This window comes from Streptomyces sp. NPDC054786 (assembly GCF_053611685.1).
Genome location: NZ_JBSHAW010000016.1, coordinates 86,920 through 112,938, shown reverse-complemented (window position 1 = coordinate 112,938; position 26,019 = coordinate 86,920). Strand labels below are relative to the sequence as shown.

The 26,019-nt window shown below is 72.2% G+C and carries 21 protein-coding genes; 5 read left to right on the top strand and 16 right to left on the bottom strand.

Going from position 1 to position 26,019, the window contains the following annotated elements; all coding sequences use genetic code 11:
- Positions 1-13 precede the first annotated feature (13 nt).
- From ACWGI6_RS15860 to ACWGI6_RS15810, 11 genes are all read right to left on the bottom strand, one after another.
- Entirely contained in the window at positions 14-1,033 is a 1,020-nt protein-coding gene (locus ACWGI6_RS15860) for a TauD/TfdA family dioxygenase (RefSeq protein WP_453268037.1), read from the bottom strand.
- A 19-nt stretch (positions 1,034-1,052) separates the two neighbouring features.
- On the bottom strand, positions 1,053-2,141 hold the full coding sequence (locus ACWGI6_RS15855) for an amino acid kinase family protein (RefSeq protein ID WP_453268036.1): 1,089 nt from the start codon (positions 2,139-2,141) through the stop codon (positions 1,053-1,055).
- Positions 2,138-3,181, bottom strand: a complete 1,044-nt coding sequence (locus tag ACWGI6_RS15850; RefSeq protein ID WP_453268035.1) for an aspartate-semialdehyde dehydrogenase — start codon at positions 3,179-3,181, stop codon at positions 2,138-2,140. Before ACWGI6_RS15850 ends, ACWGI6_RS15855 begins: the two co-directional genes overlap by 4 nt.
- A 68-nt stretch (positions 3,182-3,249) precedes the next feature.
- Positions 3,250-3,945, bottom strand: coding sequence for an HAD family hydrolase (locus ACWGI6_RS15845; protein WP_453268034.1), 696 nt, complete (start codon positions 3,943-3,945; stop codon positions 3,250-3,252).
- 37 nt (positions 3,946-3,982) lie between these two features.
- Positions 3,983-5,233: an MFS transporter gene (locus ACWGI6_RS15840; RefSeq protein WP_453268033.1), complete on the bottom strand. Its 1,251-nt coding sequence runs from the start codon at positions 5,231-5,233 to the stop codon at positions 3,983-3,985.
- Positions 5,234-5,238: 5 nt separating this feature from the next.
- The gene (locus ACWGI6_RS15835) at positions 5,239-6,672 is read right to left on the bottom strand and encodes a diaminobutyrate--2-oxoglutarate transaminase family protein (RefSeq protein WP_453268032.1); all 1,434 of its coding nucleotides are present in this window, start codon (positions 6,670-6,672) and stop codon (positions 5,239-5,241) included.
- A complete protein-coding gene (locus ACWGI6_RS15830) occupies positions 6,669-7,913 on the bottom strand; it encodes an MFS transporter (RefSeq protein WP_393903865.1) in 1,245 nt (414 codons plus the stop codon). Before ACWGI6_RS15830 ends, ACWGI6_RS15835 begins: the two co-directional genes overlap by 4 nt.
- Positions 7,891-9,141 (bottom strand): ATP-grasp domain-containing protein, encoded by a 1,251-nt coding sequence (locus ACWGI6_RS15825; protein ID WP_453268031.1) that lies wholly within the window; start codon positions 9,139-9,141, stop codon positions 7,891-7,893. The genes ACWGI6_RS15830 and ACWGI6_RS15825 overlap by 23 nt, the downstream gene beginning before the upstream one ends.
- A complete protein-coding gene (locus tag ACWGI6_RS15820; RefSeq protein ID WP_453268030.1) occupies positions 9,134-10,375 on the bottom strand; it encodes an ATP-grasp domain-containing protein in 1,242 nt (413 codons plus the stop codon). Before ACWGI6_RS15820 ends, ACWGI6_RS15825 begins: the two co-directional genes overlap by 8 nt.
- The gene (locus ACWGI6_RS15815) at positions 10,372-11,400 is read right to left on the bottom strand and encodes a pyridoxal-phosphate dependent enzyme (RefSeq protein WP_393903868.1); all 1,029 of its coding nucleotides are present in this window, start codon (positions 11,398-11,400) and stop codon (positions 10,372-10,374) included. The genes ACWGI6_RS15820 and ACWGI6_RS15815 overlap by 4 nt, the downstream gene beginning before the upstream one ends.
- Before the next feature lie 379 nt (positions 11,401-11,779).
- Positions 11,780-12,919, bottom strand: a complete 1,140-nt coding sequence (locus ACWGI6_RS15810; RefSeq protein WP_453268029.1) for a hypothetical protein — start codon at positions 12,917-12,919, stop codon at positions 11,780-11,782.
- A 240-nt stretch (positions 12,920-13,159) separates the two neighbouring features.
- Between ACWGI6_RS15810 and ACWGI6_RS15805 the strand changes: the two genes are divergently transcribed.
- From ACWGI6_RS15805 to ACWGI6_RS15785, 5 genes are read left to right on the top strand one after another with little or no spacing between them, the layout of a single operon-like run.
- Positions 13,160-13,642, top strand: coding sequence for a cobalamin B12-binding domain-containing protein (locus tag ACWGI6_RS15805; protein ID WP_453268028.1), 483 nt, complete (start codon positions 13,160-13,162; stop codon positions 13,640-13,642).
- The gene (locus ACWGI6_RS15800) at positions 13,639-15,024 is read left to right on the top strand and encodes a methylaspartate mutase (RefSeq protein WP_453268027.1); all 1,386 of its coding nucleotides are present in this window, start codon (positions 13,639-13,641) and stop codon (positions 15,022-15,024) included. The genes ACWGI6_RS15805 and ACWGI6_RS15800 overlap by 4 nt, the downstream gene beginning before the upstream one ends.
- Positions 15,021-17,009, top strand: coding sequence for an FAD/NAD(P)-binding protein (locus ACWGI6_RS15795; protein WP_453268026.1), 1,989 nt, complete (start codon positions 15,021-15,023; stop codon positions 17,007-17,009). Before ACWGI6_RS15800 ends, ACWGI6_RS15795 begins: the two co-directional genes overlap by 4 nt.
- A gap of 48 nt (positions 17,010-17,057) precedes the next feature.
- Positions 17,058-18,770 carry an AMP-binding protein gene (locus ACWGI6_RS15790; RefSeq protein WP_453268025.1) on the top strand — a complete coding sequence of 571 codons (1,713 nt, stop codon included), beginning with the start codon at positions 17,058-17,060 and terminating at the stop codon, positions 18,768-18,770.
- On the top strand, positions 18,770-18,946 hold the full coding sequence (locus tag ACWGI6_RS15785) for a (2Fe-2S)-binding protein (protein ID WP_380922405.1): 177 nt from the start codon (positions 18,770-18,772) through the stop codon (positions 18,944-18,946). The genes ACWGI6_RS15790 and ACWGI6_RS15785 overlap by 1 nt, the downstream gene beginning before the upstream one ends.
- A 118-nt stretch (positions 18,947-19,064) precedes the next feature.
- On the opposite strand, the gene ACWGI6_RS15780 is transcribed toward ACWGI6_RS15785, so the two are convergent.
- The 5 genes from ACWGI6_RS15780 to ACWGI6_RS15760 form a co-directional block, all read right to left on the bottom strand.
- Positions 19,065-20,012 carry a DMT family transporter gene (locus tag ACWGI6_RS15780; RefSeq protein WP_453268024.1) on the bottom strand — a complete coding sequence of 316 codons (948 nt, stop codon included), beginning with the start codon at positions 20,010-20,012 and terminating at the stop codon, positions 19,065-19,067.
- A 210-nt stretch (positions 20,013-20,222) separates the two neighbouring features.
- On the bottom strand, positions 20,223-20,822 hold the full coding sequence (locus tag ACWGI6_RS15775; protein WP_393903875.1) for a cupin domain-containing protein: 600 nt from the start codon (positions 20,820-20,822) through the stop codon (positions 20,223-20,225).
- A gap of 60 nt (positions 20,823-20,882) precedes the next feature.
- Positions 20,883-21,914, bottom strand: a complete 1,032-nt coding sequence (locus tag ACWGI6_RS15770) for a LuxR C-terminal-related transcriptional regulator (RefSeq protein ID WP_453268023.1) — start codon at positions 21,912-21,914, stop codon at positions 20,883-20,885.
- Entirely contained in the window at positions 21,911-23,167 is a 1,257-nt protein-coding gene (locus tag ACWGI6_RS15765; RefSeq protein WP_453268022.1) for an MFS transporter, read from the bottom strand. Before ACWGI6_RS15765 ends, ACWGI6_RS15770 begins: the two co-directional genes overlap by 4 nt.
- A complete protein-coding gene (locus ACWGI6_RS15760; protein ID WP_453268021.1) occupies positions 23,164-25,113 on the bottom strand; it encodes an FAD/NAD(P)-binding protein in 1,950 nt (649 codons plus the stop codon). The genes ACWGI6_RS15765 and ACWGI6_RS15760 overlap by 4 nt, the downstream gene beginning before the upstream one ends.
- Between the last annotated feature and the right edge of the window lie 906 nt (positions 25,114-26,019).

Below are 26,019 nucleotides of genomic sequence, written 5' to 3'. Positions count from 1 at the left end.
GGCGTAGGGCGGGTCAGTAGAGGCGGCGGCTGCCCGGCGTGGCCCGGTAGCGGATGTCCCACTGACTGCGTCGTACATAGGTCCGCTGGAGCCAGCGGTCCTGCCCGTCGTAGCGTGCGGTGAAATGCGAACGGGCGTGCAGCCCCTTGCGGTTGTTGATGAGCAGCGCCTGCCCGGGGCGCAGGTACACCTCGTGGGCGACCTCCCGGCAGGCCGCCTGGAGACGGTCCAGGGCGGCATGGGCCGCCTCGTTCATCGCCCGGACGCCGTTGGCGGCCGCGGAGACCTCGGGAAAGGCCTCCGGGCCACTGATCATCGGGACCGGGTCGGACAGCACCTCGGCCCCGCCCGCGACGTCACGGACATAGCTGCCGGGGGCGTTCATACGGAACAGCGGGCTGCGCAGCGTGTGCAGTGTCCGCTCGTCGACGGCCCGGCAGATGTCGCGGGCATCGGCGTAGTAGGTGCCCGCCACGCCGTCGTGGTCGGCGCGTACGCAGCTGAGGACGAGGAAGTCGGGACTGGCGACGTCGTAGCGGCCGGTCGCGTCATGGACGATGTCGTTGTGGAAGTTGAGGAAGACGGAGGACCCCCGGTTGGTCTGGGTCATGGCGCCGCCCTCGACCGGGATCACGTCGTGCACCAGCTGCCCGTTCTTCTCGGTGCTGAATCCCACCGGCTCGCCGAGCAGCCCGGTGAGTCCCAGCAGGACGCCCTCGGCCACGAACGTGGCCTTGTCCGGGCTCGGGTTGCCGTCCCGGGGGGTGTGCGGCAGCCGTTCGTCGACGGGAGCGTTGCGGACGTACCCGACACCGGGGGTGTCGGGGTGCCGGCCGAAGTCGAGGATCTGCTGGAGCGTTCCGGTCGGCAGCTGGGCGAAGACCTGGAGGTAACGGGCCATCGACCAGTCGATGTTCCGGGCCGGATCGGGCAGGGCGGCCAGCTCCGCCCCGAGGCGGTCGCGGACACCGTCCGGCAGGTCGATCTCGATGAGGGTGGGGTCCGCGGCAACCGCGGTGGCGTGGGTGGTCACGGGGTACTCCTGCGGGCAGTCAGACGGTCGGGGGCGCCGTGGCGGGGGAGGGGAGGTGGTCGTGAAGCTTTTGGGCGAGCCGCACCGCCGCGTCCTCGTCGGCGGCGACATGCAGGGTGGTGCGGCCGTTCCTGATCTCGGTCACCGGGATTCCGGCGAGGTGCCCGGGGACGAGGCCGTGGCGGCGCTGGGACTCCTCGTGGTCCACGTAGCCGCCGATCAGCGCCACCCGCGGGCTGTCGTCCAGCCGGACGGTGTCCAGGCCGTCGGCCCGGAACGCGCGGTGTGCCCGGTCGGCCGCCGCGTGGTCGGGGTATCCGAGCACGAGGGAGCGCAGGTTGAGGACCACGGCGTCGGCCGGGCCCCCGGTGCCGATGACGGTGCCGGGTGTGAACGGCGACTGGTTGTGGCGGCAGACGAGGGCGATGCCGTGCTGTTCGGCGAGGCGCACGGCACGGTGGTGCAGCACCTTGGCGCCCTGCCGGGACATGGCGGCGGCATCGCCGTAGGAGACGCGCTCCAGCAGCCGGGTGCCGGTGACCTTGTTCGGGTCGCAGCTGTAGATGCCCTCGACGTCGGAGTGGATCTCACAGCGGCCGGCGCCGACGGCCACCGCCACGGCGACCGCCGACAGGTCGGAGCTGTTCTTGCCCAGCCAGGTGGGCCGTCCCCGCCCGTCGGCGGCCTGCCCGCCGGGGACGACCACCACCTGGTGTCCGGTGAGCGCCTGCCGCAGCGGTTCCGGGGCGATGTGCTCCAGCCGCGCCCACATGAACGTCTCGTCGGTGGTGAACCCCGCCTGGTGGCCCGCCAGTACGGTGGCCGTCCTGCCGAGGCGGTGGAGCGCGGCGGTCAGCAGATGGGCGCTGACCGTGTCGGCGAGGGTGAGCAGACCGGCCACACGGTCGTCCGAGGGGTGTGGGTCGACCTCGTGCAACCGCTCCCGCAGCCGTTCGGTCTCGCCCGGCATGGCGCTGACCACGACCGCCAGCGGGCGCCGCTCGGCGTCGAGCCGCGCCGACAGGGCACGGGCCAGCTCCCCGTAGGCGGCGGGCTCGGTGAAGCTGGAGCCGCCGAATTTGAGGACGACGGGGGCGGCCGCGGTCACAGCGTGCCCCGTTCGGTGAGTGCCTCGGCGATCTGAAGTGCGTTCAGGGCGGCGCCGATACGCAGGTTGTCCGCCACCACCCACACCCAGAAGCCCCGCGGGTTGTGCGGGGCGACGCGGATCCGGCCGACGTGCACCTGGTCGGGGGCGCCCGCGGTACGCGGGGTGGGGAAGGCGCCGAGGGTGTCCTTGTCGTGGACGGTGACCTCGGGCTGAGCGGCGAGCAGCCGTACGAGCTCGTCGCGTGCGACGACGTCGTCGCACTCGATCCAGGCCGCTTCGGAGTGCCCGTTCACCACGGGGACCCGGACGCACGTCGTGGTCACGTCGAGGTGGGGCAGGCCGAGAATCTTGCGGGATTCCTGCAGCATCTTCTGCTCCTCCAGCGTGAAGCCGGTGTCGAGCAGCTCGTCGATGAACGGGACGACGTTGAAGGCGAGGGTGGGGGTGAACTCCACGGCCGGGCCCTGGGCCGCGGGGTCCTCCAGCGTGCTGCGGCTGGCCTCGTGCAGTTCGGTGATTCCGGAGTGGCCGCGCCCGGACGCGGCCTGATAGGTGCTCACCACCACCTGTCGGATGCCCCACCTGTCCTCGACGGGCCGCAGCAGCCGGACCAGCGGGATGGTGGAGCAGTTGGGGTTGGCGATGATGCCGCTGGACGGACGCCGGTCCAGCTCGTCCGCGTTGACCTGCGGGACGACCAGGGGCGTGCCGGGGTCCATCCGGAAGGCGTTGGTGTTGTCGATGACCAGGGCCCCCTGTGCGACCGCCGCGGGCACCCACTTCCTGCTGACCGAACTGCCCGCGGAGAAGAAGGCGAGGTCGACGGCGGAGAAGTCGAAGGTGTCGGGGGCTTCGACGCGGTAGGGGCGGCCCTCGACGGTCAGTTCACGGCCGGCCGAGCGCGCGGAGGCGACGAGGCGGATCTCCCGGTAGCGGAATCCGCGCTCCTCGATGAGCTCGATCAAGGTGGTGCCGACGGCACCGGTGGCGCCGACCAGGGCGATACGAGGGGCGGTGTCGCTCGGGCTGAGAGGCATGGTCCTTCTTCCTGTCCGGTCTGGTGTCAGGGGCGGGCGCGTCCGGCGGCACGGCGCACCGTCGCGGGTCACAACAGGTGCGTGAGCAGCTTGCGCAGGGCGTCGGGCCGGTCGGCGACGGGCAGCGGATCGACGAAGTGGACGGGGGAGCCCAAAGCCGCCGCTCCGGCATCGGCCACCCGGTCGTCACCGATCATCGCCACGTCGGCCGCGGCCAGGCCCAGGTGTGCGCAGGCGGCCCGGAACAGGCCCGGGTGGGGTTTCTGGATCTCGTGCTCGAAGGACAGCACGTAGGCGTCCACGTAGGCGTCCAGCCCGTGGTGGCGGAAGACGGGCCGCAGGTCGTAGCCGATGTTGCTCACCACGGCCACCCCCACGCCGTGGTCGTGCAGCGTCCGGAGGACCTCCGCGGTGTCCGGGTAGGGGCGCCAGGCGGGGGCGGTCATATGGCGTTCGTAGAGGGCGTCGACCAGCTCGGGCCAGGGCAGCCCCGCCGCACGCAGGAGCCCGGTGTACGCCGCGCGGTGCCGGACGGCATCCAGATCCCGCTCCTGCCACAGCCGCATCAGCTCGGGGCCGGCCTCGCGGGGGGCGGGACCGCCGGGCACCGCCCCGAAGTCCCGCAGCCGCCTCGCCCACAGCGGCACATCGACCTCGCCGGCGGCCAGGCCGGACTCCCCGACGACAGCATGCAGCCAGCTCTCCGCGTCCTCGAGGTGGAAGAGCGTGCAGTTGAAGTCGAACATGCATCCTTTGACAGCCATGTGGCCTCCTTCGTTCACGGCGCGGGGCGCGTTGCGGTCATGGGGCGGGCGCCGCGGGGCCGGGCCGGCGTCCGCCGGTGCGGCCACGGTGGACAAGGTGTCCGAGCAGGGCCGCCAGGGCTGCCAGCGCGGCGATGGTGGTCAGGGCCCTCGGCAGACCGAACGCCTCGGTGAGGAACCCGATGGACGGCGGGCCGAGCAGGATGCCGGAGTACCCCAGGGTCGACGCCACCGCGACGCCCTGCGGGCCGCCGAGGGCGCCGGCGCTGCCGACCGCGACGGGGAAGACGTTGGCGAGACCCAGCCCGGTCAGCGCATAGCCCAGGAACACCAGCCACAACTGCGGGGCCAGGGCTCCCACGAGCATGCCCACCGCGGCGAGGACACCGCCGGTGACCAGGACGGGGGTGTCGCCCCACCGTTCCAGGAGCCAGGTGCCCGACATCCGGGAGACCGTCATCGTCAGCGCGAACACGGCGTACCCGGCCGCCGCTGCACCCGCTCCCGTATGAAGGTCCACGGAGAGGTGCAGCGAGCCCCAGTCGGCCATCGCTCCCTCGCCGTACGCCGTGCAGAGGGTGATCAGCCCGTAGACCGTGAGGAAGAGCCGCGCCCGGCCCCTCGCCGCCCGCCCCTTCGCCTCTCCCGGGTGCGCGCCCTCGTCGCGCGGACCACTGCCGGGCGCCGGCACCGGCGCCCGCAGCAGCACCCGGCCCGCGCAGGCGGTCACCACGAGCCCGATCGCCGTCAGGATCAACAGGTGTGGTTGCGGGTCCAGATGCGGGGCGAGGATCCCGCCGAGCCCTGCCCCCGCCAGTCCGCCCGCGCTGAAGGCCGCGTGGAACGACGGGAGGATCGGGCGCCGGATCGCCTCCGCCAGGTCCACGGCCGCCGCGTTGAAGGCGACGTTGAGGCCCCCGTAGGCGGCTCCGAAGAGCAGCAGGACCAGGCCGAGTTGCAGGGCGGAGTGCGTCATCGGAGGCAGCGCGACCGAGAGCGACAGCATGGCCGCCGTCACCACCGTCACCGGGTGGTTGCCGTAGCGGCGGCACAGCCGGCCGGTCAGCAGCATCGTGGCGACCGAGCCCACCGAGACCCCCAGCAGGGCCAGGCCGAGTGCGCCGGCCGAGGCGTCGACCTGCTGCTTGATGGCGGGGATACGGACGACCCACCCCGCGAACACGAAGCCGTCGAGGGCGAAGAAGAGGCTGATCGCCCAGCGCAGCCGGGCCACGGGCAACGGGGAGCCGGCCGGGCCGGGCCGGCCGGTGTCCAGGAGCTGGTCCATGCCGGTCAGCCGTTTCCGTGGGGTGCTTCGGCGACGAGCGCCGCATCGAGGGCCGTGTGCAGGATGTGTGCGGCCATGTCGATCTCCTCGGCCGTGCAGTTCAAGGGGGGCAGCAGGCGCAGCACACCGTCGTCACGGCCGCCCAGCTCCACGATCAGGCCACGCAGCAGCGCCTCCCGCTGGAAGCGCAGCGCCAGGGCGGAGGCGGGCCGGCCCGTGACGGGGTCGGCGAGCTCCACGCCGGCCATGAGGCCGAGCCCCCGGACGTCGGACACCCGGTCGGTCAGCTCCCGCAGGCCTTCCAGACGGCGCATGAGCTGCTCGGCGCGGGCACGTACGTTGGACAGCACGCCGTCCCTGCGGACGACCTTCATGGTCGCCACGCCGGCGGCGAAGGCGGCCTGGTTGCCGCGGAACGTGCCGCTGTGCGAGCCGGGCTGCCACACGTCCAGCCGCTCGTCGTAGAGGATGACCGCGGCCGGCAGCCCCAGTCCGCTCAGCGCCTTCGACGCGACGACGACGTCCGGCTCGATTCCGTACTGTTCGAAGGCGAACCAGGTCCCGGTGCGCCCGCAGCCGGTCTGGACCTCGTCCACGATCAGCGGGACGTCCAGGGTCCGGGTCAGCTCACGCAGGCGCCGGACGAACTCCGCGTCGGCCGGTATCACCCCGCCCTCGCCCTGGACCAGTTCCAGCACGACCGCCGCCGGGAGCGGGATGCCGCCGTTGGGGTCGGTGAGGGAACGCTCCAGATATCCGGCGCAGTTGACGGCGCAGGACCCGCGCTCCATGTCCAGCGGGCAGCGGTGGCAGCTGGAGTACGGGAAGAAGTGGACTCCGGGCATCCGGCCACGGACCGGGGCCTTCTGTTCGACGAGTCCGGTCACCGACAAGGTGGCCAGCGTGCTCCCGTGGAAGCCGCCCTGGAAAGAGATCACGTCCTCTCGTCCGGTGGCGGTCTTGCACAGCTTCAAGGCGGCCTCGACGGCATTGGCTCCGGTCGGCCCACAGAAATGGATCTTCGTGCGGTCGCGCATCGCCTCCGGGAGCATCCCGAGCGTCAGATCGGTGAACTCGTCCTTGACCGGCGTGGGGAAGTCCAGTCCGTGGACCAGTTCGTCGAGTTGGCGGTGCGCCGCGGCGAGCGGCTCGGGCGGGTTGTGGCCCAGCGAGAGGACCCCGGCCCCGCTCAGGAAGTCGAGGAAGACGTTGCCGTCGAGATCCTCGAGGAAACTGCCCGCCGCCCGCCGTATCGCGAGCGGGAGCCGCCGGGGATAGGTACGGGCGTTGGACTCGCGCCGGCTCTGCCGGTCGAGCAGTTCCGCGCTGCGGGGCCCGGGGAGGTCGCCGCTGACGGAGGGCACGCGGTAGCCGGGGGCCGGGCCGGCGGGTCCCCGCCGCCGGGGGCCTGCCGCGGGAAGGTCGTCGGTCTGGGTCACGATCCACTCCACTCGGACGAGGGGGTATGAACGGCGGGGACGCTTTCCCGGCGGCGGGCCGGCCGGGCGCGCGTCACCGCGATGAGGAGGGCCGTGGCGAGGAGGCCCTGCAGGGCGGCGTAGCGCCAGAAGTGCTCGGCACCGCCGCCGGACTGGGCGAAGGCATAGAGCTGGCCGCCGACGACTCCGCTGGTGAAGGAGCCGATGCCCAGCGCCAGGCGCTGGCTGCCGACGGCCAGCGCCGGGCGGCCCGGGACGGCCCGGAGGGCTTCCAGCTCGTTCTTGAGGAAGATGACGCCCTCGCCCACGCTGATCAGCACCGTGCCCGCGAGGATGAAGCCCACCCCGGGCCGGGCGAACGCCAGCAGCCCGAGCGCGAGCGCGGGAAAGGCGATGAGGACGGCGGTGGAGTAGCGCAGCCGTCCGATCCACCGCGCCGCCGGGGGCTGGCCGAGGATGACCAGCGCGCTGTTGAGCACGATGGCCAGGCTGTAGACGGCCGGTGAGTGCCCGGCGGTGACGAAGACCCCCAGGTAGTTCTGGAAGAACCAGAAGATGTAGGCGGTCACCAGGGCCACCAGGGCGGGCGGGGTCAAGAACGCCTTCATCCAGTCGCCGCTCCCGCCGTCCCGGGGGCGGGTGGCCGTCAGGCCGCGCGGCAGGATGACCGCGTGCAGCAGCGTCGCCGCCGCGAACATCACCGTCACCACCGAGAACACCAGGAGCGGCAGGCGGGCGATCAGCAGCCCGGAGATCAGGGTGCCCAGGGCCATCCCGGTGCTCAGGGCCGAGTTGTTGACCGACAGGAGCACCGGCCGGTGCTCCTCGGAGACCTCCCCCACGAGGTAGGCCTTGTTGGCCGGTGAGTAGAGGGCGTCGCCGAGCGCGGTGAGCAGTACCGCGGGGACGGCCAGCTGCGGCACGGACAGGCCTGCCGCGAAGAGCGCGAATCCGCTCGTACGGACCGTCAGCCCGGCCACCATGGACTTCTTGAGGCCGATCCGCTCCGCGACGAGACCGCCGCCGAGGGCACCGGAGAACTGCAGGAAGGACATGACCCCCAGCAGCAGCCCGACGGTGCCCATCGCCATGCCCAGGCGCTCGTGCAGCAGGATCCCCAGGAAGGGCAGCACCATGAAGCTGGCCAGCGGCATGAAGAACGAGGTGGCGAGCAGGAAGCGCAGACCGGCGGGGAGACGGACCAGCCCGGCCCACACCTCAGAACGACGGATGCCAGACATCGCCGTCCTCGAACTCGATCCAGTAGGTGCGCGCGATCTCCTGCTTGGTGCGCTCCGCCGCGGCGTGGTCGGGCACGTGCAGCCAGATCAGACCGGGCCGCTTGGTGTTGGCGGCGACGGGCAGCGGCACCTCGCCCGGACGGATGTCGACCTCGAAGTCCTCCACCCCGTCGATGCCGCGCAGGAGTTCGGCGTCGGCGGTGCGGCGTACCCGCTTGGGGGGCGGGATCAGCGAGACGACCATCCCCACCGCGGTGGCCGGCGGCAGATGGGGCGAGCGCACGCTCTCGCCCCCGGGCAGCAGGCTGCGCAGGACGGTGCTGATCTCATCGACTCCGCCGGTGTGTTCGACCAGCCGGAAGATGCGGTAGCCCCCGATGCGGGTCTGGGACTCGATGACCACCGGCCGCCCGTCGGGAGCCACCTTGACCTCGGTGTGGGTGAGCCCCCACGTGTGCCCGATGGCGTCGAGGAACGCCTGGACGGTGCTGCTGATGTTCGGTGTGTGCCGGTCGTAGGGAGCCGGCGGCGGCACCGTGATCTCGGTGATCGCGACGTTCGGGTGCCGGGCGAGCCGGCAGAGCGAGATCCCGGCGATGGCGTGCCGGCCGTCGAGGGTCACCGTCTCGACGCTGTAGAGCTCGTCCCCTTCGATGAGTTCCTCGGCCAGGTAGGGCCCGCGGAGCCAGAACGGAGCGTCGTCCAGCGCGGCGCGTAGCTCGCCGGGGGTGGTGATCTGGCGTACGCCGACGCTTCCCGAGCCGGCGACAGGCTTGACGATCAGCGGGAGCCCGTGGTGGGCGTGGAACTTCTCCAGGCCCTCGGCGCTCGCCACCCGTGCCCAGCCGAGCGCGAGCTGCGGGTGGGCGGCGAGGATGTCGCGCATCCGGTCCTTGTAACGGGTGGCCGCCACCGAGGCCAGCGGGATGCCTCTGATCCCCAGGGCGTCGGCGATGACGGCGGAGCTCTCCATGCCGAACTCGCCGAAGGAGATGCTGGCGTCGAGCGGGTGCCCGGCGTGGATGTGCCGGGCGGCCTCCAGGCAGGCGACGGTCTGCTCGGCGGGAATCCTGCGCACGTACCGGCAGCGGTCCAGCACGTCCATGTCGTGCGGGGTGAAGTCGGCGGTGTTCCCGATGAAGCTGACGTCGAAGCCGAGGGACAGGGCCGTTTCGACCACGCCGGCCCAGCCGCTGAGGACGAGGAGATGAGGGGTGCGCTCAGCCACGGTCGTCCCCCTCCATCCGGACGCGGACCTCGCCCGCCGCGGACAGCACGTTCTGCAGGGCGAGTTCGGAGGTGGGACCGGTGGCGAACAGCACGGCCACGCAGCCGTCCTGATGGGCGGTGGTGCGTACGGTCGTGCCGGCCGGCAGTGCCGGGCGGAGCACGGGGTCGCCCGGGTGCCCGGACAGCAGTTCCTGGCCCTCACACGCCACGAAGACGCCCGTCCGGGGGGCGTAGAGCCGCGCATGGGCCGCGCCGCGGCGCGGTGTCAGTGGCGCGTCCATGAGGGCGGGGCGCCGGCGCAGGACGAGGTCGAGGAACGTCGCGTGGAGGTTGAGGTCCAGCGTCTGCGAGATCTCCTCGCCCAGCAGGCCGCCGCCGAGACGGGGGTTGATCTCGACGACCTCGAACCCGTCGTCGGTCAGGATGAATTCGGTGTGCGCGAAGCCCTCGGTGTACCCCACGCTCTTGAGTACCTGCTCGATCCACTGCTCTGCGTCCGCGGCCACGGCGGAGGGCAGGGCGACGGGGAAGGCGAGGGCCTCCTCACGGAATACCGGGGGAGCGGACAGGAGCCGGCTGCTGACACCGATGACGCGGGTACGGCCTTCCCAGGTGAGGGTCTCGATGCTGTAGAGGGGGCCGAGGAAGTAGGGCTCGGCGGTCAGGTGGCCGCGCAGCGTGGAGCGCCGGGCCTCGTCCAGTACGGCGGTCAGTTCGTCGGGTGTGCGGGCCAGCCAGACGTGCTCGCTCCCCGTTCCGGCGCTGTCCTTGACGACGAGGGGCAGACCGACCCGGGCGGCCACGGCGGCGGCGTCGTCCGTGGCGGCGAGAGGGGAGCCGTCGGCGCGGGAGAGCCCGTGCTCGTACAGGCGCCGGCGCAGCCGGGCCTTGTCGCGGACCAGCCGTATGCACGCGGGATCCTGCCCGGCCAGGCCGAGTTCCGCCCGGACGTCGAGGGCGACCAGGCTCCAGGTGTCGGTGGTGTTGATGAGGCCCGCCACGTCACCGATCGCGCGGACCGTGGCGACGACCTCCGCCACGTCGTGGGTGTTCACGTCGTGGACGACGAGGTGGGGGCTGTCCACGGTGGACAGTTCGTACGCGTACTCCGGCCGGTTGCCGGTCAGGAGATGGACGGTCAGGCCCTCCTCGGCGGCCGCGGCCACGAGTCGGCCCAGGCCGAACTGCAGCCACTCCAGGGCGATGATGTTCCGGCCCGTGGGCGTGTTCACCGGGGGTCCTCCTTGCTGATGGGCTGGAAAGGCCGACGGCCCCAGTCCATGACCGACCAGGGGAAGGCCAGGTGGTCCAGGGAGTCGATGCAGCTGGGCACCAGGCTCTCGACGCTGTCGTCGCCCTGGGGACGGGCGTAGACGTTCTCCGCGTAGCGGTGGCCGGTGTCCGCGGCGATGAAGACACAGGGGCGCTCGGGGTCGCGCGCCGCCTCCCAGCGGGCGGCGAGGTAGTTGCAGCCCGAGGACATCCCGGCGTAGAGACCGTGGCGGCGGAACAGGCCGGTCGTGGCGGCCACCGCGCTGTCGAATCCGACCCAGTGCACCCGGTCGTAGAGCTCGTAGCGCACATTGCGCATGACGATGGGGCTGCCGATGCCGGAGATGCTGGCCACCGGGTCCTCGACCGGGTCGCTGCCGAACGTGACGCTCTCGAAGGGCTGGACGCCGACGAGTTCGGCATCGTCGTTGAGCTCGCGCAGGTAGCTGGTGAGGCCGCCGGTCGAGGCGCCGGTTCCCACACCGCCGACCAGGGTGAGCGGTTCGCCGCCGAACTCCTTCTGCAGCATCTCGGCGCACTCGCGGTAGCCGAGGTAGTGCACGCCGTCGTGGTACTGCTGCATCCAGTGGACGCCGGGCTCGGTGTCGAGGATCTCGGCGACACGCCGGAGGCGGGCCCCTTGGTCCATCTTGTCGACCATCGGCCCCGGGGGGATTTGCACCTGGTCGACCTGGGCGCCCAGCATCTCGAACTGGCGGCGCACCTGGGCGTCGACCTTGGTCGAGCAGACGATGCGGCACTGCATTCCGTATTTGTGGCAGGCCAGGGCGAGCGAATAGCCGTAGGTGCCGCTGGAACTGTCCATCAAGGTGTCGCCGGGCCGGACGACACCGGTCGCCAGGAGATGCCGGACGGCTTCGAGCGCCGAATAGAGTTTCATCATCTCGAAGCGCAGGACATAGAGGTTGCGGTCCAGCCGGACCACATCCGGCTGCTTCATCGCGTCCGCGATGTGATCAAACACGTCCCCATCCTGTTCTCTCGAAATGCGCAGACCGCGGTTTTCCCGGAAGGCCGTGGAGCGGTTGCGTGCAGGGGTGGTCCGGCAGAGTTTCCTTCCATCGCCGGTAGGCGCGTCCCGGTAGGTGCGCCGACGAGTGATGAGAAGGCCGGTGCCGGAATGTCACCGGCCTTCCGGTAAGGGCCTCGGGAATTCATCCCGAGTAATTTCCGTGGGTCCGTGAAATACCCGCGGCGCCACCTTTGACAGGTGCGTGAGAAGAAGGGCGGCGGGGTGTCGAGCGCGGGCTCGGCACACATGTTCCGTCTCCCCGTTGCTGCGAAGTGGGACGCGGCCGGCGCCGGGGGAACGCCGGCCGCGTCGTGGGAGGGGCGCTCGCCGGTCAGACGGCGGCGGCGATCGCCTCGGAGGCGGCGGTGATGCCGAAGGTGCGGTGCGCGGTGCGGGTGATGAGGAAGGAGATGTCCTCGTCGGACAGCCCGTTGGCCTTGGCGTTGGCGATGTGCCGGGCCAGCGGCTGCGAGCCGGCCGCGACCACGCCGTTCTCCTCGTACCACAGGCCGTTGTCCCCGGTGTGGTGCAGCGCGCGGCCGCCGAGCCGTGCGGAGTCGCACCGGTCGGTCATGATCATCGCGTTGCGGGGGCCCATGAGCTGTACGGCCCGGGTGGCCAGCGCGAGATCCACGTGCTCACCGTCGAAGTTGATGCAGGCGGCGATCCGGCCGTTGACGGCCTGCTTGATGATCGCTCCCGGCACCGGGCCGGCCATCTCGCTGATGTTGTCCAGCGTCCAGTTGGGCACGTCGTAGGAGGCGATGACCTCGTCACGCTGGGCGCGTGCGCGGTCGGTGCGGAACGCGTGCCGGATGTTGAGCGGCATGTCGTTGAAGAGGTGGTCGGTGGTCACCCGCACGCCGTTGCCGCGCCACGGCGAACGGTGCGCGATCTCCACGATGGCGTCGACGGTGGCCGCGCTGCGGGCCGGGTCGTCACGGGTGAAGTGGCCGAGCGCGGGCCGCACACCGCGGGCCAGCAGGGTCGGCACGATCCACTCGAAGTCGCTGTCCTTGAGATGCGGGTCGTCCTGGAGCACCGACTCCGGGGAGAACGCGTCGGGGGAGACGACCGTGTAGACCAGACCGTGGTCGCCGAGCGCCGCCAGGCGCTCCCACTCGTTGCGGCTGGGCGCCCACACCGTGGACTGCGGGGTGCCGCCGCGGTGCGACAGCAGCGGACCCTCCAGCGCCACGCCGGGGATGTGCGACAGCAGGCCGTCCGCGCGCTTGGCGGCGTAACGGCGCATGAAGTCCTCGAACTCGCCGAGCCGGTCGCGGTGCAGGTACATCGTGGGCAGGGCCAGTACGCCCTCGCCGGCGCACCACATGTCCAGGCGGTCCAGGTCCACGCGTGTGAAGTCGGAGAAATCCACGTCCCCGAATCCGTGACAGTGCACCTCGACCGGCCGCATGCCGCGCTCGTCGAGCGGAAAAGGCGTCGGTCCGGAAGTTTCTGCGGATCCCATCTCGGTAACGCTCCCTGTGTTTTCGGTGAAGGCCCGCCGGAGAGTTGACGGTCCGGTTCTTCGGGGCGGGTGTGTTTCGGTGGAGCTGCCCTTCGATTCTCACGGGAAAGCCTGAGCCGTCACCACCCTTTGGCCCGGTCACTTACCTGCATTGCAGGAAACTGAGGGCGCGGTGGGTGGGGGGTTCATGCGTAAGCTCGGCGAGCCGGAACATGCCCTCATTTCACGGGAGAGAACCTCATGACTTCGCCTGAGGTCATACCTGACCAGGCAGCAGCGATACCGGCAGCGGGACGCCGTGTTCTTGTTTCCAGTGTCTCCTCCGACTCGCATACCTGGAATTTGGTCTACCTTCAGTTGCTGCTGGAGGAATTGGGCCACCAGGTGCACAACATCGGTGCCTGTGTGCCGGACGACCTCCTGATCGCCGAGTGCCGCCGCTTCGTGCCCGATCTCGTCGTCGTCAGCAGCGTCAACGGCCACGGGGCCATCGACGGACGGCGGCTGATCGGCCGGCTGCGTGCCGAACCGGACCTGGCCGCCCTGCCCGTCGTCATCGGCGGCAAGCTCGGGACCAAGGGCGCCGCCGCGGGCACGTACGGCCCGGAGCTGATCGCCGCCGGATTCACCGCCGTCTTCGAGGACGACGCCGGTGTCGGCGACTTCCGCCGGTACGTCGGATCCGCGAAGTCGCCCGTGGTGCTTGCGGCGGGCGGACAATGAGCGTCGTCGGCACCGGCCGCCCGGCACCCGCGTCCGCACCCGCGTCCGCACCCGCGTCCGCACCCGCGTCCGCACCCGCGGCGCTCCCCTTCGGCCAGGTCGTGGACCGGGCGCGACGGGCCGGCGAGCTGGTGGTGCAGCCCCGGATGGGCTTTTGCGCGCCGGACGCCATGCGCACCGGACTGACGGCCGTCCGCCGGGCACAGGCGCACACCGTCGGCACCATCACGCTGGACAGCTACACCCGGGTCGGCGACCACGCCGCCGCGCGCCGCGCGCTGAACGCCGGCGAGGACCTCAACGGCTACCCGCTCGTCACCCACGGGCCGGGGACCACCCGCCAACTGCTGTGCGGACTCGGCTCCTTCGCCGTCCAGGTGCGCCACGGCTCCCCCCTCCCCCTCGACATCTTCACCACGCTCCTGGACGCCGGACTGGACGCGACCGAGGGCGGCCCCGTCTCGTACTGCCTGCCCTACAGCCGCACCCCCCTGCAGGCGTCCGTCGAAGCCTGGGCGCGCTGCTGCGAACTGCTCGCCGAACGCTCGTCCACCGCCCATCTGGAGAGCTTCGGCGGCTGCATGCTGGGACAGCTGTGCCCGCCCTCCCTGCTGGTGGCCCTCTCCCTGCTGGAGGGGCTCTTCTTCCGGCAGCACGGGCTGTGCGACATCTCGCTCAGCTACGCCCAGCAGACGGACTTCGACCAGGACACCGCCGCCGTCGCCGCGCTGCGCCGCCTGGCCGGGGAACTGCTCGGCGACACCCGGTGGCACGTCGTGCTCTACACGTACATGGGCGTCTTCCCCCGCACCGAGCCGGGCGCGCTCGCACTGCTGCGCCACAGCGCGCGTCTGGCGGTGCGCACCGGAGCCGAGCGGCTGATCGTCAAGACCACCGCCGAGGCGCACCGGATACCCACCGTCGAGGACAACGTCAGGTCCCTGGAGGAGGCGGCCCGTACCGCCCGTCTGGCGCGCGCCGAGGGGCTGCACCAGCCGGCACCGGCCCCCGACGACGGTGTCTACGACGAGGCCCGCGCGCTCGTCGAGGCCGTACTCGAACTCGACCCCGACGTGGGCCGGGCGCTGACCGCGGCGTTCGCGCGCGGCTACCTGGACGTCCCGTACTGCCTGCACGCGGACAACGCCCAGCGCGCCCGCAGTTACATCGACGGCGACGGGCGCCTGCGGTGGCTCACCGTCGGCTCGATGCCGATACGCCCCGCCGCCCCACCGGGCCCCGCGCGGCTGCGCGCCGATGACCTCCTGGGGATGCTCTCGCACATCCAGGCGGCCTTCGACTGCGCTGCCCTCGACTGGACGCGGGGCGACCAACTCCCTCATGAACCCCTCACCTCACGTGATCCAAGGAGAGTGCTGTGAACACAGCTCAGGTACCGTCGCCCGCCCCGCACACCATCGCGGTCGTCGGCACCGGACCGCGTGGCATCGCGGTCCTCGAACGGCTCGCCGTGCGCCTGCGCGAAGCGGCGCCCGCCGACCGCCGGCCCGTCACGGTCTACGCCATCGACGCGGTGGAGGTCGGCGCCGGCCGTATCTGGCGTACCGACCAGGACCGTTGGTTCGCCATGAACACCGTCATCGGGCAGGTCACGATGTTCTCCGGCGGCCCCGACGGCGGCCGTCCGCGGCCCGGCGCCGGCCCCTCGCTCGGTCAGTGGCTGCACGACCAGGCCCCCGAGGAGGTGCGGCCCACGTCCGGGCACGGCCCCGACGACTTCGCCTCCCGCCTCGACTACGGCCGCTACCTGCGGTTCGTCTACCGCACCATCACCGACGAACTGCCCCCGCACGTACGGCTGATACCGGTGCGCGGCCGGGTCACCTCGGTGCGCCCCGACCACTTCGGCCGCTACCAGGTGACGCTGGACTCGCTGCGGACGCTCGGTGCCGACAAGGTCGTCCTCGCCACCGGCCACCCGACGAACACCCCCGACACCTTCGACCGGACGATGGCCGCCTTCGCGGCCTACCGCCCCGACACCCACTACATCTCGGGGGACTCGGCCGCCGACATGGACCTGGCCGGCACCGTGCCGCCCGGGTCCACCGTCGCCGTCCGCGGCCTGGGCCTGTCGTTCTACGACGTGCTGATGTCGCTGACCGAGGGCCGCGGCGGCCGGTTCGTGCGCGACGGCGACGGTCGGCTGCGCTACGAGCCCAGCGGCCGGGAGCCGCACATCGTGGCCGGCTCCCGCAGCGGGCTGCCGATCCCGGCGCGCGGCCGTAACCAGAAGGCCCCGCACCACGTCCACCAGGCGCTCTTCCTGACCCCGCAGGCCGTCGCCCACGCGCGGCAGCGCCAGGAACGAGCCACCGGCAGCGACCGTCTCGACTTCGCCGCGGACCTGCTGCCGCTGGTGCTCCACGAGATCGAGCACGTCTACTACACCGGGCACGTGCGCCACCGCCACGGAGCGGAGGCGGCCGAGCGGTTCGCCGCTCGGCATGCCGAGGAAGTCCTCGCCGGCGAGGACGGTCTCCGGGCCGTCAAGGAGGCGGGCGTGGAGGACGTGCCGCCGCTGGACCTGTGGAGCCTGGCCCGGCCCTTCACCGGCGAGCACTTCGCGGACCCGGAGGCCTGGCGACGGCGCCTGACCGGTGTCATGCGGCGCGACCTGGAGGAGGCGTCGCTGGGCACCGTCGACGGACCGCTGAAGGCCGCCCTGGACACGCTGCGCGATCTGCGCGGCATCCTCCGGGCCTCGGTGGACTATGGCGGCCTGGCGCCCGCGTCGTACGCCTCCGCGTTCCGCGGCCGCTACGTACCGGTCAACGCGTTGCTCTCGGCGGGCCCGCCGATGGCCCGTATCGAGCAGCTGCTGGCGCTGATGGACGGGGGACTGGTCGAAGTGGCGGGCCCCGCGACCGAGTTCGGCCGGGACGAGGAGACCGGACGCTTCACGGTCCGCTCCCGGCAGGTCGAAGGGTCCCTGCGGTACGCCGACGTGCTCATCGACGCCCGTATCCCCACCCCGGACCTTCCACGCGACGCCTCGCAGCTCACCCGGCAGCTGCTCGCCGAGGGGCTGATCCGGGAGTTCGTCAACGAGGACCCGGTCACCGAGGAGGAGTTCGCGACCGGCGGCCTGGACATCGCCTGGGGATCCTTCCGCGTCATCGACGCCAACGGCCGGCTGCACCCGGGCCTGTACGCCCTGGGCGTCCCCACCGAGCACGTGCGCTGGTTCACCCAGATCGGCAACGGGCGTCCGGGCCTGGAGACGGACTTCGTCAAGGTCGCCGACGCCGTGGCGGCCGAACTGCTGCCCCGGCCCGACGCGGAGCCGGCCGGTGCCCCGGTGGACGTGGCGCCGGCTGTCCCGGAACCCGCCTCCGTGCGGTGACCGCCGCCCCGCACGTCCCTCCCTCCGAACGTGAAAGGCCCGATGAGCATGACCCGACATGAGACCGCGGCGACCCTCGCCTTCCGCAAGGCCCGCGACGTGCTGCTGGACAACCGGGAGGATCTGGAGGCCGCCCACCGGGCCTTCTCCTGGCCGCAGTTGGACCGGTTCAACTGGGCCCTGGACTGGTTCGATGTGATCGCCGACGGCAACCCGGCGCCGGCGCTGCGCATCCTGGGCCCGGCCGACGACGGCTCCGCCGACACCGAGGTCTCCTACGAGGCCATGTCCCGCCGGTCCGACCAGGTGGCCTGCTGGCTGCACGACCTGGGGGTGCGCCGGGGGGATCACCTCCTGCTGGTGCTGCACAACCGGGTGGAGCTGTGGGAGACGCTGCTGGCCGCCATCAAGCTCGGTGCCGTCGTCGTCCCCACCTACACCACGACCACCTCCTTCGACCTCGCCGACCGGATCGAACGCGCGGAGATCCGGCACGTCATCGCCGAGGCGGAGGCGGTGCCGCGGTTCGCCGGCATACCCGGCGCCTGGACGCGCATCGCCGTCGGCGGCCGGGCGGCCGGCTGGCTTCCGTTCGACACCTCGCTCCAGGCCGGCAGCGCCTTCACCCCGGACGGCTGGACGGGGGCCGACGACCCGCTGTTCCGCTATTTCACCTCCGGCACGACCTCGCGGCCGAAGATGGTCGCCCACACCCACCTCAGCTACCCGGTGGGCCATCTCTCGGGCATGTACTGGAACGGCGTACGGCCCGGCGACTGCCATCTCAACGTCTCCGCGCCCGGCTGGGCCAAGCACGCCTGGAGCTCCTTCTTCGTGCCGTGGAACGCCGAGGCCACGGCGCTGGCCCTGGCCACGCCCCGGCCGCGGCCTGCGGACGTCCTGGCCGCCCTGCGGACCCGGGAGATCACCACGCTGTGTGCCCCGCCCACCGTGTGGCGCGGCATGATCCAGGAGGGCCTGGGCGAACGGCCGCCGGTGCTTCGGGAGGCCGCCGCCGTCGGCGAGTCCCTGGAGCCCGCGCTCTACAACGCCGTGCACGAGGCGTGGGATCTTTTCGTACGGGACGGCTTCGGCCAGACCGAGACCACCGCCCAGATCGGCAACCCGCCGGGCCGCACCGTCACCCCCGGCCGGATGGGCTGGGCGCTGCCGGGCTACGAACTCCTCCTCGTCGACCAGGAGTCGGGCGACGAGGTGCCCGACGGGACACCCGGTGAGCTGTGCGTGAGCCTGTCGCCCGCCCCGGCGGGCATGATGACCGGTTACGCCGGTGACGAGGCCAAGACCGCCTCGGCGTTCAAGGACGGCGTCTACCACACGGGCGACCTGGTGGTCCGGCACGAGGACGGCAGTTACGCCTACGTGGGGCGCACGGACGACATGTTCAAGTCCTTCGATCACCGCATCTCCCCGCTGGAGCTGGAACGCGCCCTGCTGCGCAGTGCGTCGGTCGGGCACGCCGCGGTGGTGGCGGTGCCGCACCCGGTCGGACTGTGGGAGCCGAAGGCGTACGTCGTGCCCGCGCAGGGGCTCGCACCCGACGCGGAAACGGCGCGGGCCGTCTTCGCCGACGCGGTGGCACAGCTGCCCCGGGAGAAGTGGGTGCGGCTGCTGGAGTTCACCACGGAGCTGCCGCTCACGGCCTCGGGCAAGATCCGCCGGGCGGAGCTGCGCGAGCGCCCGGAGCGCACCGAGCTGGTCCACCGCCTGGCCGAACCGGAACCGGGCGAGGGGGCGTGATGGAGTCGGAACAGCTGCTGTGCCTGTGCGCAAGGGTTCCGGAGGGTGAGGTGGTGGCCGCCGTCGAGGCGGGCGCCGCCGACCTGGAGGAGGTGCGCGCGGCGACGGAGGCCAACACCGGCTGCGGTGACTGCGCCGCCGACATCGAGGACATCCTGGCCGAGTTCGGCCGTTAGGCCCTGCCACCCGCGAAGACGGGAGACGGGTGTGCTCCCGGTGGGAGCCGGCGGGGTGCCGGGCCGGGTGGTCCGGCACCCCGTGCGTGTCCTGCGGGCGTCCGTGGGTGGCACGGCGTCAGCTCCGTACCCGGCTGGCGAGCAGGGTGCCCGCGGTGGCCAGGACCAGTCCGCCGAGGGTCAGCGGGCCGAGATGCTGGTCGAGCAGCAGGGCGGCGAAGCCGGCCGTGACCATGGGCACCAGGTAGAAGAGGCTGCTCACCTGGCTGGTGCCGTGCCGTTGCAGGAGCCCGTAGAGCAGGCCGACACCGACGATGGAGTTGACGAGCGCCGCCCACAGCAGCACCGGCCAGTAGCCGGCGGTGAAGGTGGCGTCGAAACCCTCCGCGAGCAGGGCGGGCAGCAGCGCGACGACGGCGGCGGCCAGCAGCTGTACGGCGTTGCCGGAGACCGGATCCATGCCCTGGCAGAACCGCTTCTGGTAGACGGTGCCGGCCGAGATGCCCAGGAGCGCCAGGACGAGGAAGCCGAGCCCCACGAGGTAGTCACCGTCGAAGTGGAGCCCCTCGCTGACCGCGAGTGCGACCCCGCCGAGCCCCAGCACCAGGCCGAGGCACTGGCCGCGGGTGACGCGCTCGTGCAGAACGGGAACGGCGATCAGCGAGGCCGTCAGCGGGTAGAGCGCGATGATCAGTGCGGCGAGACCGGACGGGACGCCGAGGTCCATGCCGACGTAGATGCTGGAGAACTGGACGCCCTGCACCAGGACACCGGCGACGGCCAGATGCGCCAGCAGCCGGCCGCGGGGTAACGCGCGCCGGCTGACCAGGGCGATCACCAGCAGAATCGCCCCGGCGATGGCGAAGCGCAGGGCCGCGAAGGTGTAGGGGGCGGAGTGGCGCAGGCCGAGCTTGCCGGAGATGAAGCCCGAACTCCACACCAGTACCAGGGCGATGCGGGCCCACAGGTCGGCGCCGCGGCCTCCGGCGCGTGCCGCGGTTGCGGTCCCGCTCGCGGCCGGGGGCGGAGCGGTGGGCGGGGAGGCTTGGGTGGGATTCAGCTGCATGGCGCGTCCCGATCTCTTGGTGCGACTCGCGAGGTCCGCCGGAGCGGCGTGTGCGTTAAAAAGCACGCTAGTGCAGAATAAGGTTCACTCTCAATGAAGACGCCTCCCGTTGCAGGAAGTTGCAGCTCCGGGACGGCACACGAGAGAGCCGGGGCACCCTCAGGTGCCCCGGCTCACCACCGATGGGTCCCGCGTCCGGGAACGTAGCCGTCAGTAAAGGCTGGAGAAGAGCAGCGCGACCATCCGCGCGGGCTGGTCGGTGTCGTTGCGGAACGAGTGCGGATACCCCGCCGACCAGCGCGCGCAGTCCCCGGTCCGCAGGGTGTGGTCGACACCGTTGTACCGGGTCACCAAGGTGCCCTCGGTCACGATGATCAGGTCCGTGCCCTCGTGCTGAAGGTCCTCGCCCAGCGCGCTGTGCGGCGCGAAGTCCCCCTGGACCACCTGGTATCCCAACTCCGGTGCGCGCAGCACCCGGTAGCTGATGCCGGGCGCCCGCTCGATCACCGACTGTTCACCGAACGGGAACAGCGACGGCGCGGCCTGGCCGGGCGAGAAGCCGAGGAACGACCCCACGTTGTGCCCGAACACCTTCGCCAGCCGGCCCAGTCGCTCCAGCGCGATATCGGTCTCGCCCCGCTCCAGCGCCGCCAGGAACGAGACCGAAAGGCGGCACTCGGCCGCCACCTGACGCAGCGACATCCCCCGCTGGGTCCGCAGCCGGTGCAGGACCTCCCCCGGAGCCGGAAAGCCCAGTTCGGGGTCCGGGCGGTGGGCTGCCGGGGTGGTCGGGGAGTCCGGGGCGGTCATGGCCGCATCCTAATCGAGTACGTCATACGCCCCTCCGGGTCTCCGGCCCGCACCTGCCGCTCAGCAGGCTGCCCGCTCGGCGTCCAGCAGGCCCGAGCCGGCGATGAGTACGCCGAGGTGGAAACGGCTGCGGGCACCGAACTCCTCGTAGATCTTGGCGATATGGCTGCGGCAGGTCCGGACACTCAGCCCCACCTGCCGGGCGATGGCGTCGTCCGTCTCCCCTTCGGCGAGCAGCCGCAGGATCGACATCCGCACACCGGAGACCAGTCGGCTGACCTCCGTCGCCCGGTTGTGGCTCTCGAACGGCCGGGCGGCCAGCCAGCTCCGCTCGAAGACGCCGGCCAGGAACTGGACCACGCCCGGCTGCCGGATCACCACCGCCCGCTCCGCACTGTCCGGGGCGGGGATGAACGCCACCTCCCGGTCGAACACCGTCATCCGCTCGAAGACCTCGCCGAGGGTGCGTACCTCGCCGCCGTACTGCGTCACCAACGTCAGGTACTCCTTCGTCGGCCGGCTGAAGCGCGCGGTGTGCTGGAACACCGCCCGCAACCGCACCCCGCGCACCGCGACCGCGACATCCGGCTCCCACAGACGCCACGGTCCGTCGGCCGCCCCACCACCGCCCGGCTGCGCGGACAGCACCTCGTGCCGGCAGTTGGCCGAGGCCACCGCCAGCTCCTCGGCAATGGCGTCCGTGCCGGTCAGCGTCCGGAACGCCTGCTCGTGCTCCGCCTCCCGCAACGCCTGGTCGTGCACCTCCTGGAAGGCCGCGAGCTCGGCCCGGATCTCCTCCGAGCGCTGCTCGATCAGCGCGATCTGTGAATGCAGCGGTACCAGCAGCCGCGACGCCGCGGCCCGTGGTGCCACCGCCACATACGCCGGCTCGTCCCCGTGCAGCGGCTGCAGCAGCCCGGTCTCCACCAGCCGGCGGGCCGCTTCGGTCACCCGCGGAGCGCTCCAGCCGAGCCGCTCCGCCCCGTCCCGCACCCGTAACACCTGGATACGCGCGGCCAGTTGGTAGAGCTCCTCCAAGTCCTCGTTCACCTGCGGCCGGTCCAGCCGCGCCAGGGTCGGATCCGTGGTCATCGCTCTCCTCCGTACGTCTCAGTCGATCCTCGCCGCGTGACGCGGTCCGGCCGCCGGGCCACCAGCACGGCGACGAAGGCGCACCCGCCCGCCGCCGACACCGGCCACCAGGCGGCGGCCCCGACCACCTGGTAGCAGAACCCGAACAGCAGCGGTCCCGCCATCGCCCCGAGCGAGACCCCCATCTGTGTCCAGGCCGTGGCCCGGTTCTCCCGGCCGGGGAAGGCGAGGGCGGCCGCGTAGTGCAGCACCCCCGCCCAGCCCCAGCCGCCCGCGTAGGCCAGCAGCGCCCCGGCGATCTGCAGGCCCGTCCCGCCGGTCGCCAGCAGGCACGTCCCCGCCAGGCCCGTGGCGAACATCAGCGCCAGCACGGGGTGGACGGCCACCCGCCCGGTGTCCGATCCCCGGCCCGCCGCGATACGCACCACGATGGTCAGCGCCGAGGCGGCCGCCACGGTCAGCGCGCCCGCGGTGTAGGTCATACCGCCGTCCGTCAGCGTCACCAGCAGGAAGCCGCCGAGGCTGTTGCCGACCACCGCCCCGAACAGGCCCGCGGCCGACAGCGCCAGCAGCCGCCGGTCCGGCCGCAGCGCCGGGGCGGTCGTGCGCGGCGCGGCGCCGCCCGCCGGCCCGGCGGTACGCGAGCGCCACAACACCACGCCGTGCAGCACACACAGGGCTGCCGCCACACAGAAGGCGAACCGCCAGCCGAACGGGACCACCAGCAGCGGGACGGCCACACTGCACACCAGCGTCGCGGCCGGCACCGCGGCCTGCTTCAGGCCGAACGCGAACCCTCGTATGCCCGGTGCGCACCGGCGCATCAGCAACTGGTTGGTGTGCGGCTGGCTGTAGCCGTACGCCGCGCCGCCGGCCAGCGCCCCCGCCCACAGCCCGGCCGTCGGCCAGGCCGCCATCGCCGACAGCGCGCCGGCGGTGACCAGCAGGGCGACGGCGAGGGTGGTCTCCACGGCAGCCGGGGACTCGTGGCGCCTGCTGCGCCAGGCGCCGCCGAGCGAACCGAGCCAGTACAGGGCCAGTACCTGGCCCATACGCCCCTCGCCCCAGCCCAGTTCCCGCCCGATCAGGGCATGCGCGGCGCCGGGCAGGAAGACAGGCGTGGAGGTGAGCACGGTCATCGCGGCCACATGCCAGACGGCGCCCAGGTCACGGCGCGGCTCCGGCGGGCCGCCCGGGACGGCCACGGCGACGGCGGGAGCCGGCCGGGTGGGCACGGACGGATGTCTGCTCATGCCGTGACCCGCCCGCCGTGGCTCTCGCGCAGTCCGCGGTCGCCGCGGGCCCCGTCGTCCAGCCCGAGCGCGGCCCGCGCGACGGCGTCCGTCTCACGCAGCATGACCGAGTCGACCCCGGGCCGGGCGCCGGCGGCGGTGAGCCAGTGCACGCCTTCGGTGGGGATGCCGAGCGCGAACCGCGCGGGATGCCGCCGGCCGTCCGCGGCGACCAGACGGTGGTCGCGCCCGACATGCAGACCGCCCGTGTGGTGCCGTGCGCCGCCGGCTGCGGCCAGCCGGAACCCGGACGCCTGACCGGTGGCCAACAGGCCGCGCAGCAGCGGGTCGTCCGCGGTGCGTACATCGGGCTCCGGCAGCCGCGCCTCGATCAGGACGCGGGCGCGCACCGGCCCACCGCCGACGGCGGGGGAGGACGCCTCGAAGGCGTCGGCGTCCATATGGACCGTGGTGCGGGGTCCGAGGAAGCCGAGCACCCCGGCGCGGGCCACCGCGGCCAGCTCTTCGACGCGGCGGCGCGGCGGTCCGATGGAGACGAAGGCATTGAGCGGGGAGTACCAGCCCTGCACCTCGGTGCGGTACGCCTCGCCGTCCAGCCCGTCGCGGTCGATGGCCCGCCGGATCTCGTTGCGCAGGTCGCGCATCGCGTCCAGTGCGGCCTTCAGCGGACCGTGCACATTGCCGAGCGCCGCCTGGGCCGCGTCCTCGTCCAGGCGGTGCAGCATCCACGCGTCCAGCTCGGCCCGGCCGGTGAACTCCCGCCCCGCCAGCGGGTCCAGCAGCCGCTGCCAGTCCCAGCGGTCCTGCTCGGCGATGCCCGCGGCCGTCAGCGTCTGCCGTAACGCCCTGCCGTCGGCGCCGTCGGCGTCCATGGCGAGCATCCGCTCGCGCAGTCGCTCGGCTTCCTCCGGAAGGCCGCGGCACCGCAGGAGCGTGGCGTAGTAGACGGACTCCACCTCACGGCTGATCAGCGGCCACAGGTCAGTGTGGAAGCGCAGCCCGCCCCGCTCGTGGAGCTCGGTGGCGAGGGCGGGGGTGAGCAGCCGCGGCAGGTACCGGCCCTCGGCCCCCTTCTGGTTGTCGCCGCGGGCGTGGTGCGGAACCCCTCTGCGTGACCCGGCGAAGAGCCGGGGTTCGTTCCCCGAGGGCCGGTACGCCAGCCGCCCTTCCTCGCCGCGGTGGAAGGTGCCGCCGCGGCCGGCGGTGAGGCGGGCGAGGTGGTCGAAGAAGTTCAGGCCCAGCCCGCGCAGGATCACCGCCTCGCCCGGCTCGATGCCGTCGAGGTCGACGTCGGCGGGGTTGGCGGGCGGCAGATAGCGCAGGTTGCGGGTCCGCGCGCCCTTCTCCAGCCGTTCGGTCTCCCCGGACGGGACCGCCGGAAGGTGGCCGAGGGCGAGCACCACGGCGTCCAGGCCGGTGAGTTCACCCCCGTCGCCGAGCAGAACGCGCTGCCCGGCGTCGTCCTCGGTGACCTTGAGCGTCCGTGTCCGACGGAACCGCACACGGACGCCCTGTGGAGCGTTCTCCACCAGCCGCCGGTACACCCAGCTCAGGTAGTGGCCGTAGAAGGCGCGGGTGGGGTAGTCGTCGGGACCGAGCCGCGCGGCCTCCAGGGCGACGTCGGCGGGGCAGGACTCGACGCCTTCCATGGCGACCACGAAGCGGGCCCACTCGTACAGGCTCGGGCCGCTCTCCACCGGACCCGCGCAGCTCAGGCTCGGGTCGGTGAACAGGGTGACCTGGGAAGCCACGGTGTTCATCAGGAGTTCCGGCTGTTGGTCCGTGCGCCAGACCGCGCCGCCGGGCGGCCAGGGATCCACGAGGTGGACGACGAGCGTGCCGGGTCTGTCCCCGGCCGCGCCTCGCGCGTTCGCGCATATTCGCTCCAGCACGCTCAGTCCGCGCGGTCCTGCGCCGACAATCGCGATCTCACGGGTCGTCTTCATCGTCTCTCCAAGCAGTCGGGTGGCCGTACGCCGTCGCACGGCGGCGGAAACGGGCACGGGGAGCGGCCCGTCGGTAACTGGTGGGGTTGGAGCGGAATCGGTGAACGGGACAGCGGGAGGGGAGATCAGGCCGTGAGGGGCGGGGCCGGGCACTGACATCGACGGAGTGCGACGGCCGGCGGAGCGCCGAAGGCCATGCGAGAGGCGGCACATTGCCCGCCCGGTCGCCAGGACGCGGTGACGGCGGCGGTGAGCAGCTCAGGGGAGAGGACCGCCGGCCGGCCCGGTGCCTGCGGGGCAGGGGCGGCGGAACCGGTGCCGGTCCGGTGGCCGTCGTGGCTGGGGTGCCGAAGGGTACGGGCGGGGAGCGCGGGCCGGGCGGCGACGGTCATCGCCGCGGTGACCAGCGCCGAGCACCGCCGGGGAAGGCCCCCACCGGCCGCGATCGGCGTGATCATCACCGGCCGGCGGAAGCGCCCGGTGCCCAGGGCCGCGAGCCTGCCGGGAATCCCGGCCCGGCCCGGTGTCGGATATTCGCTCTCCGGCAGATTCCGCCTGTGTACGCTCGCACGTTGAATCACGTCCCCCACTCGCTTCCGTCACGGCGGAAATCGGCCCGCATGAGGCCGCTTCCAGATCGCGGAACAAGGCTAGCCACGAGGTTGCGGCCGTGTGAAATATCAAGCGCGTCCCACTCATAGCCGGCGCGTATGAATGGGCGGCACCGCGCAACTCGCTGTCGGCTACAACTTTTTCCGCCCGGCAGGGTGGATCAACTGCACTTATGTCGTCCATGAATGAATCGGCGCGTCAAGTCATTTCTCATGTATGCCGCCCCCTCATACCCTTACTCCTCGCCCCCCGGCCCGGGGCCCGAGTGAGAGCCGTATCCCCTTGAAGGAGCGA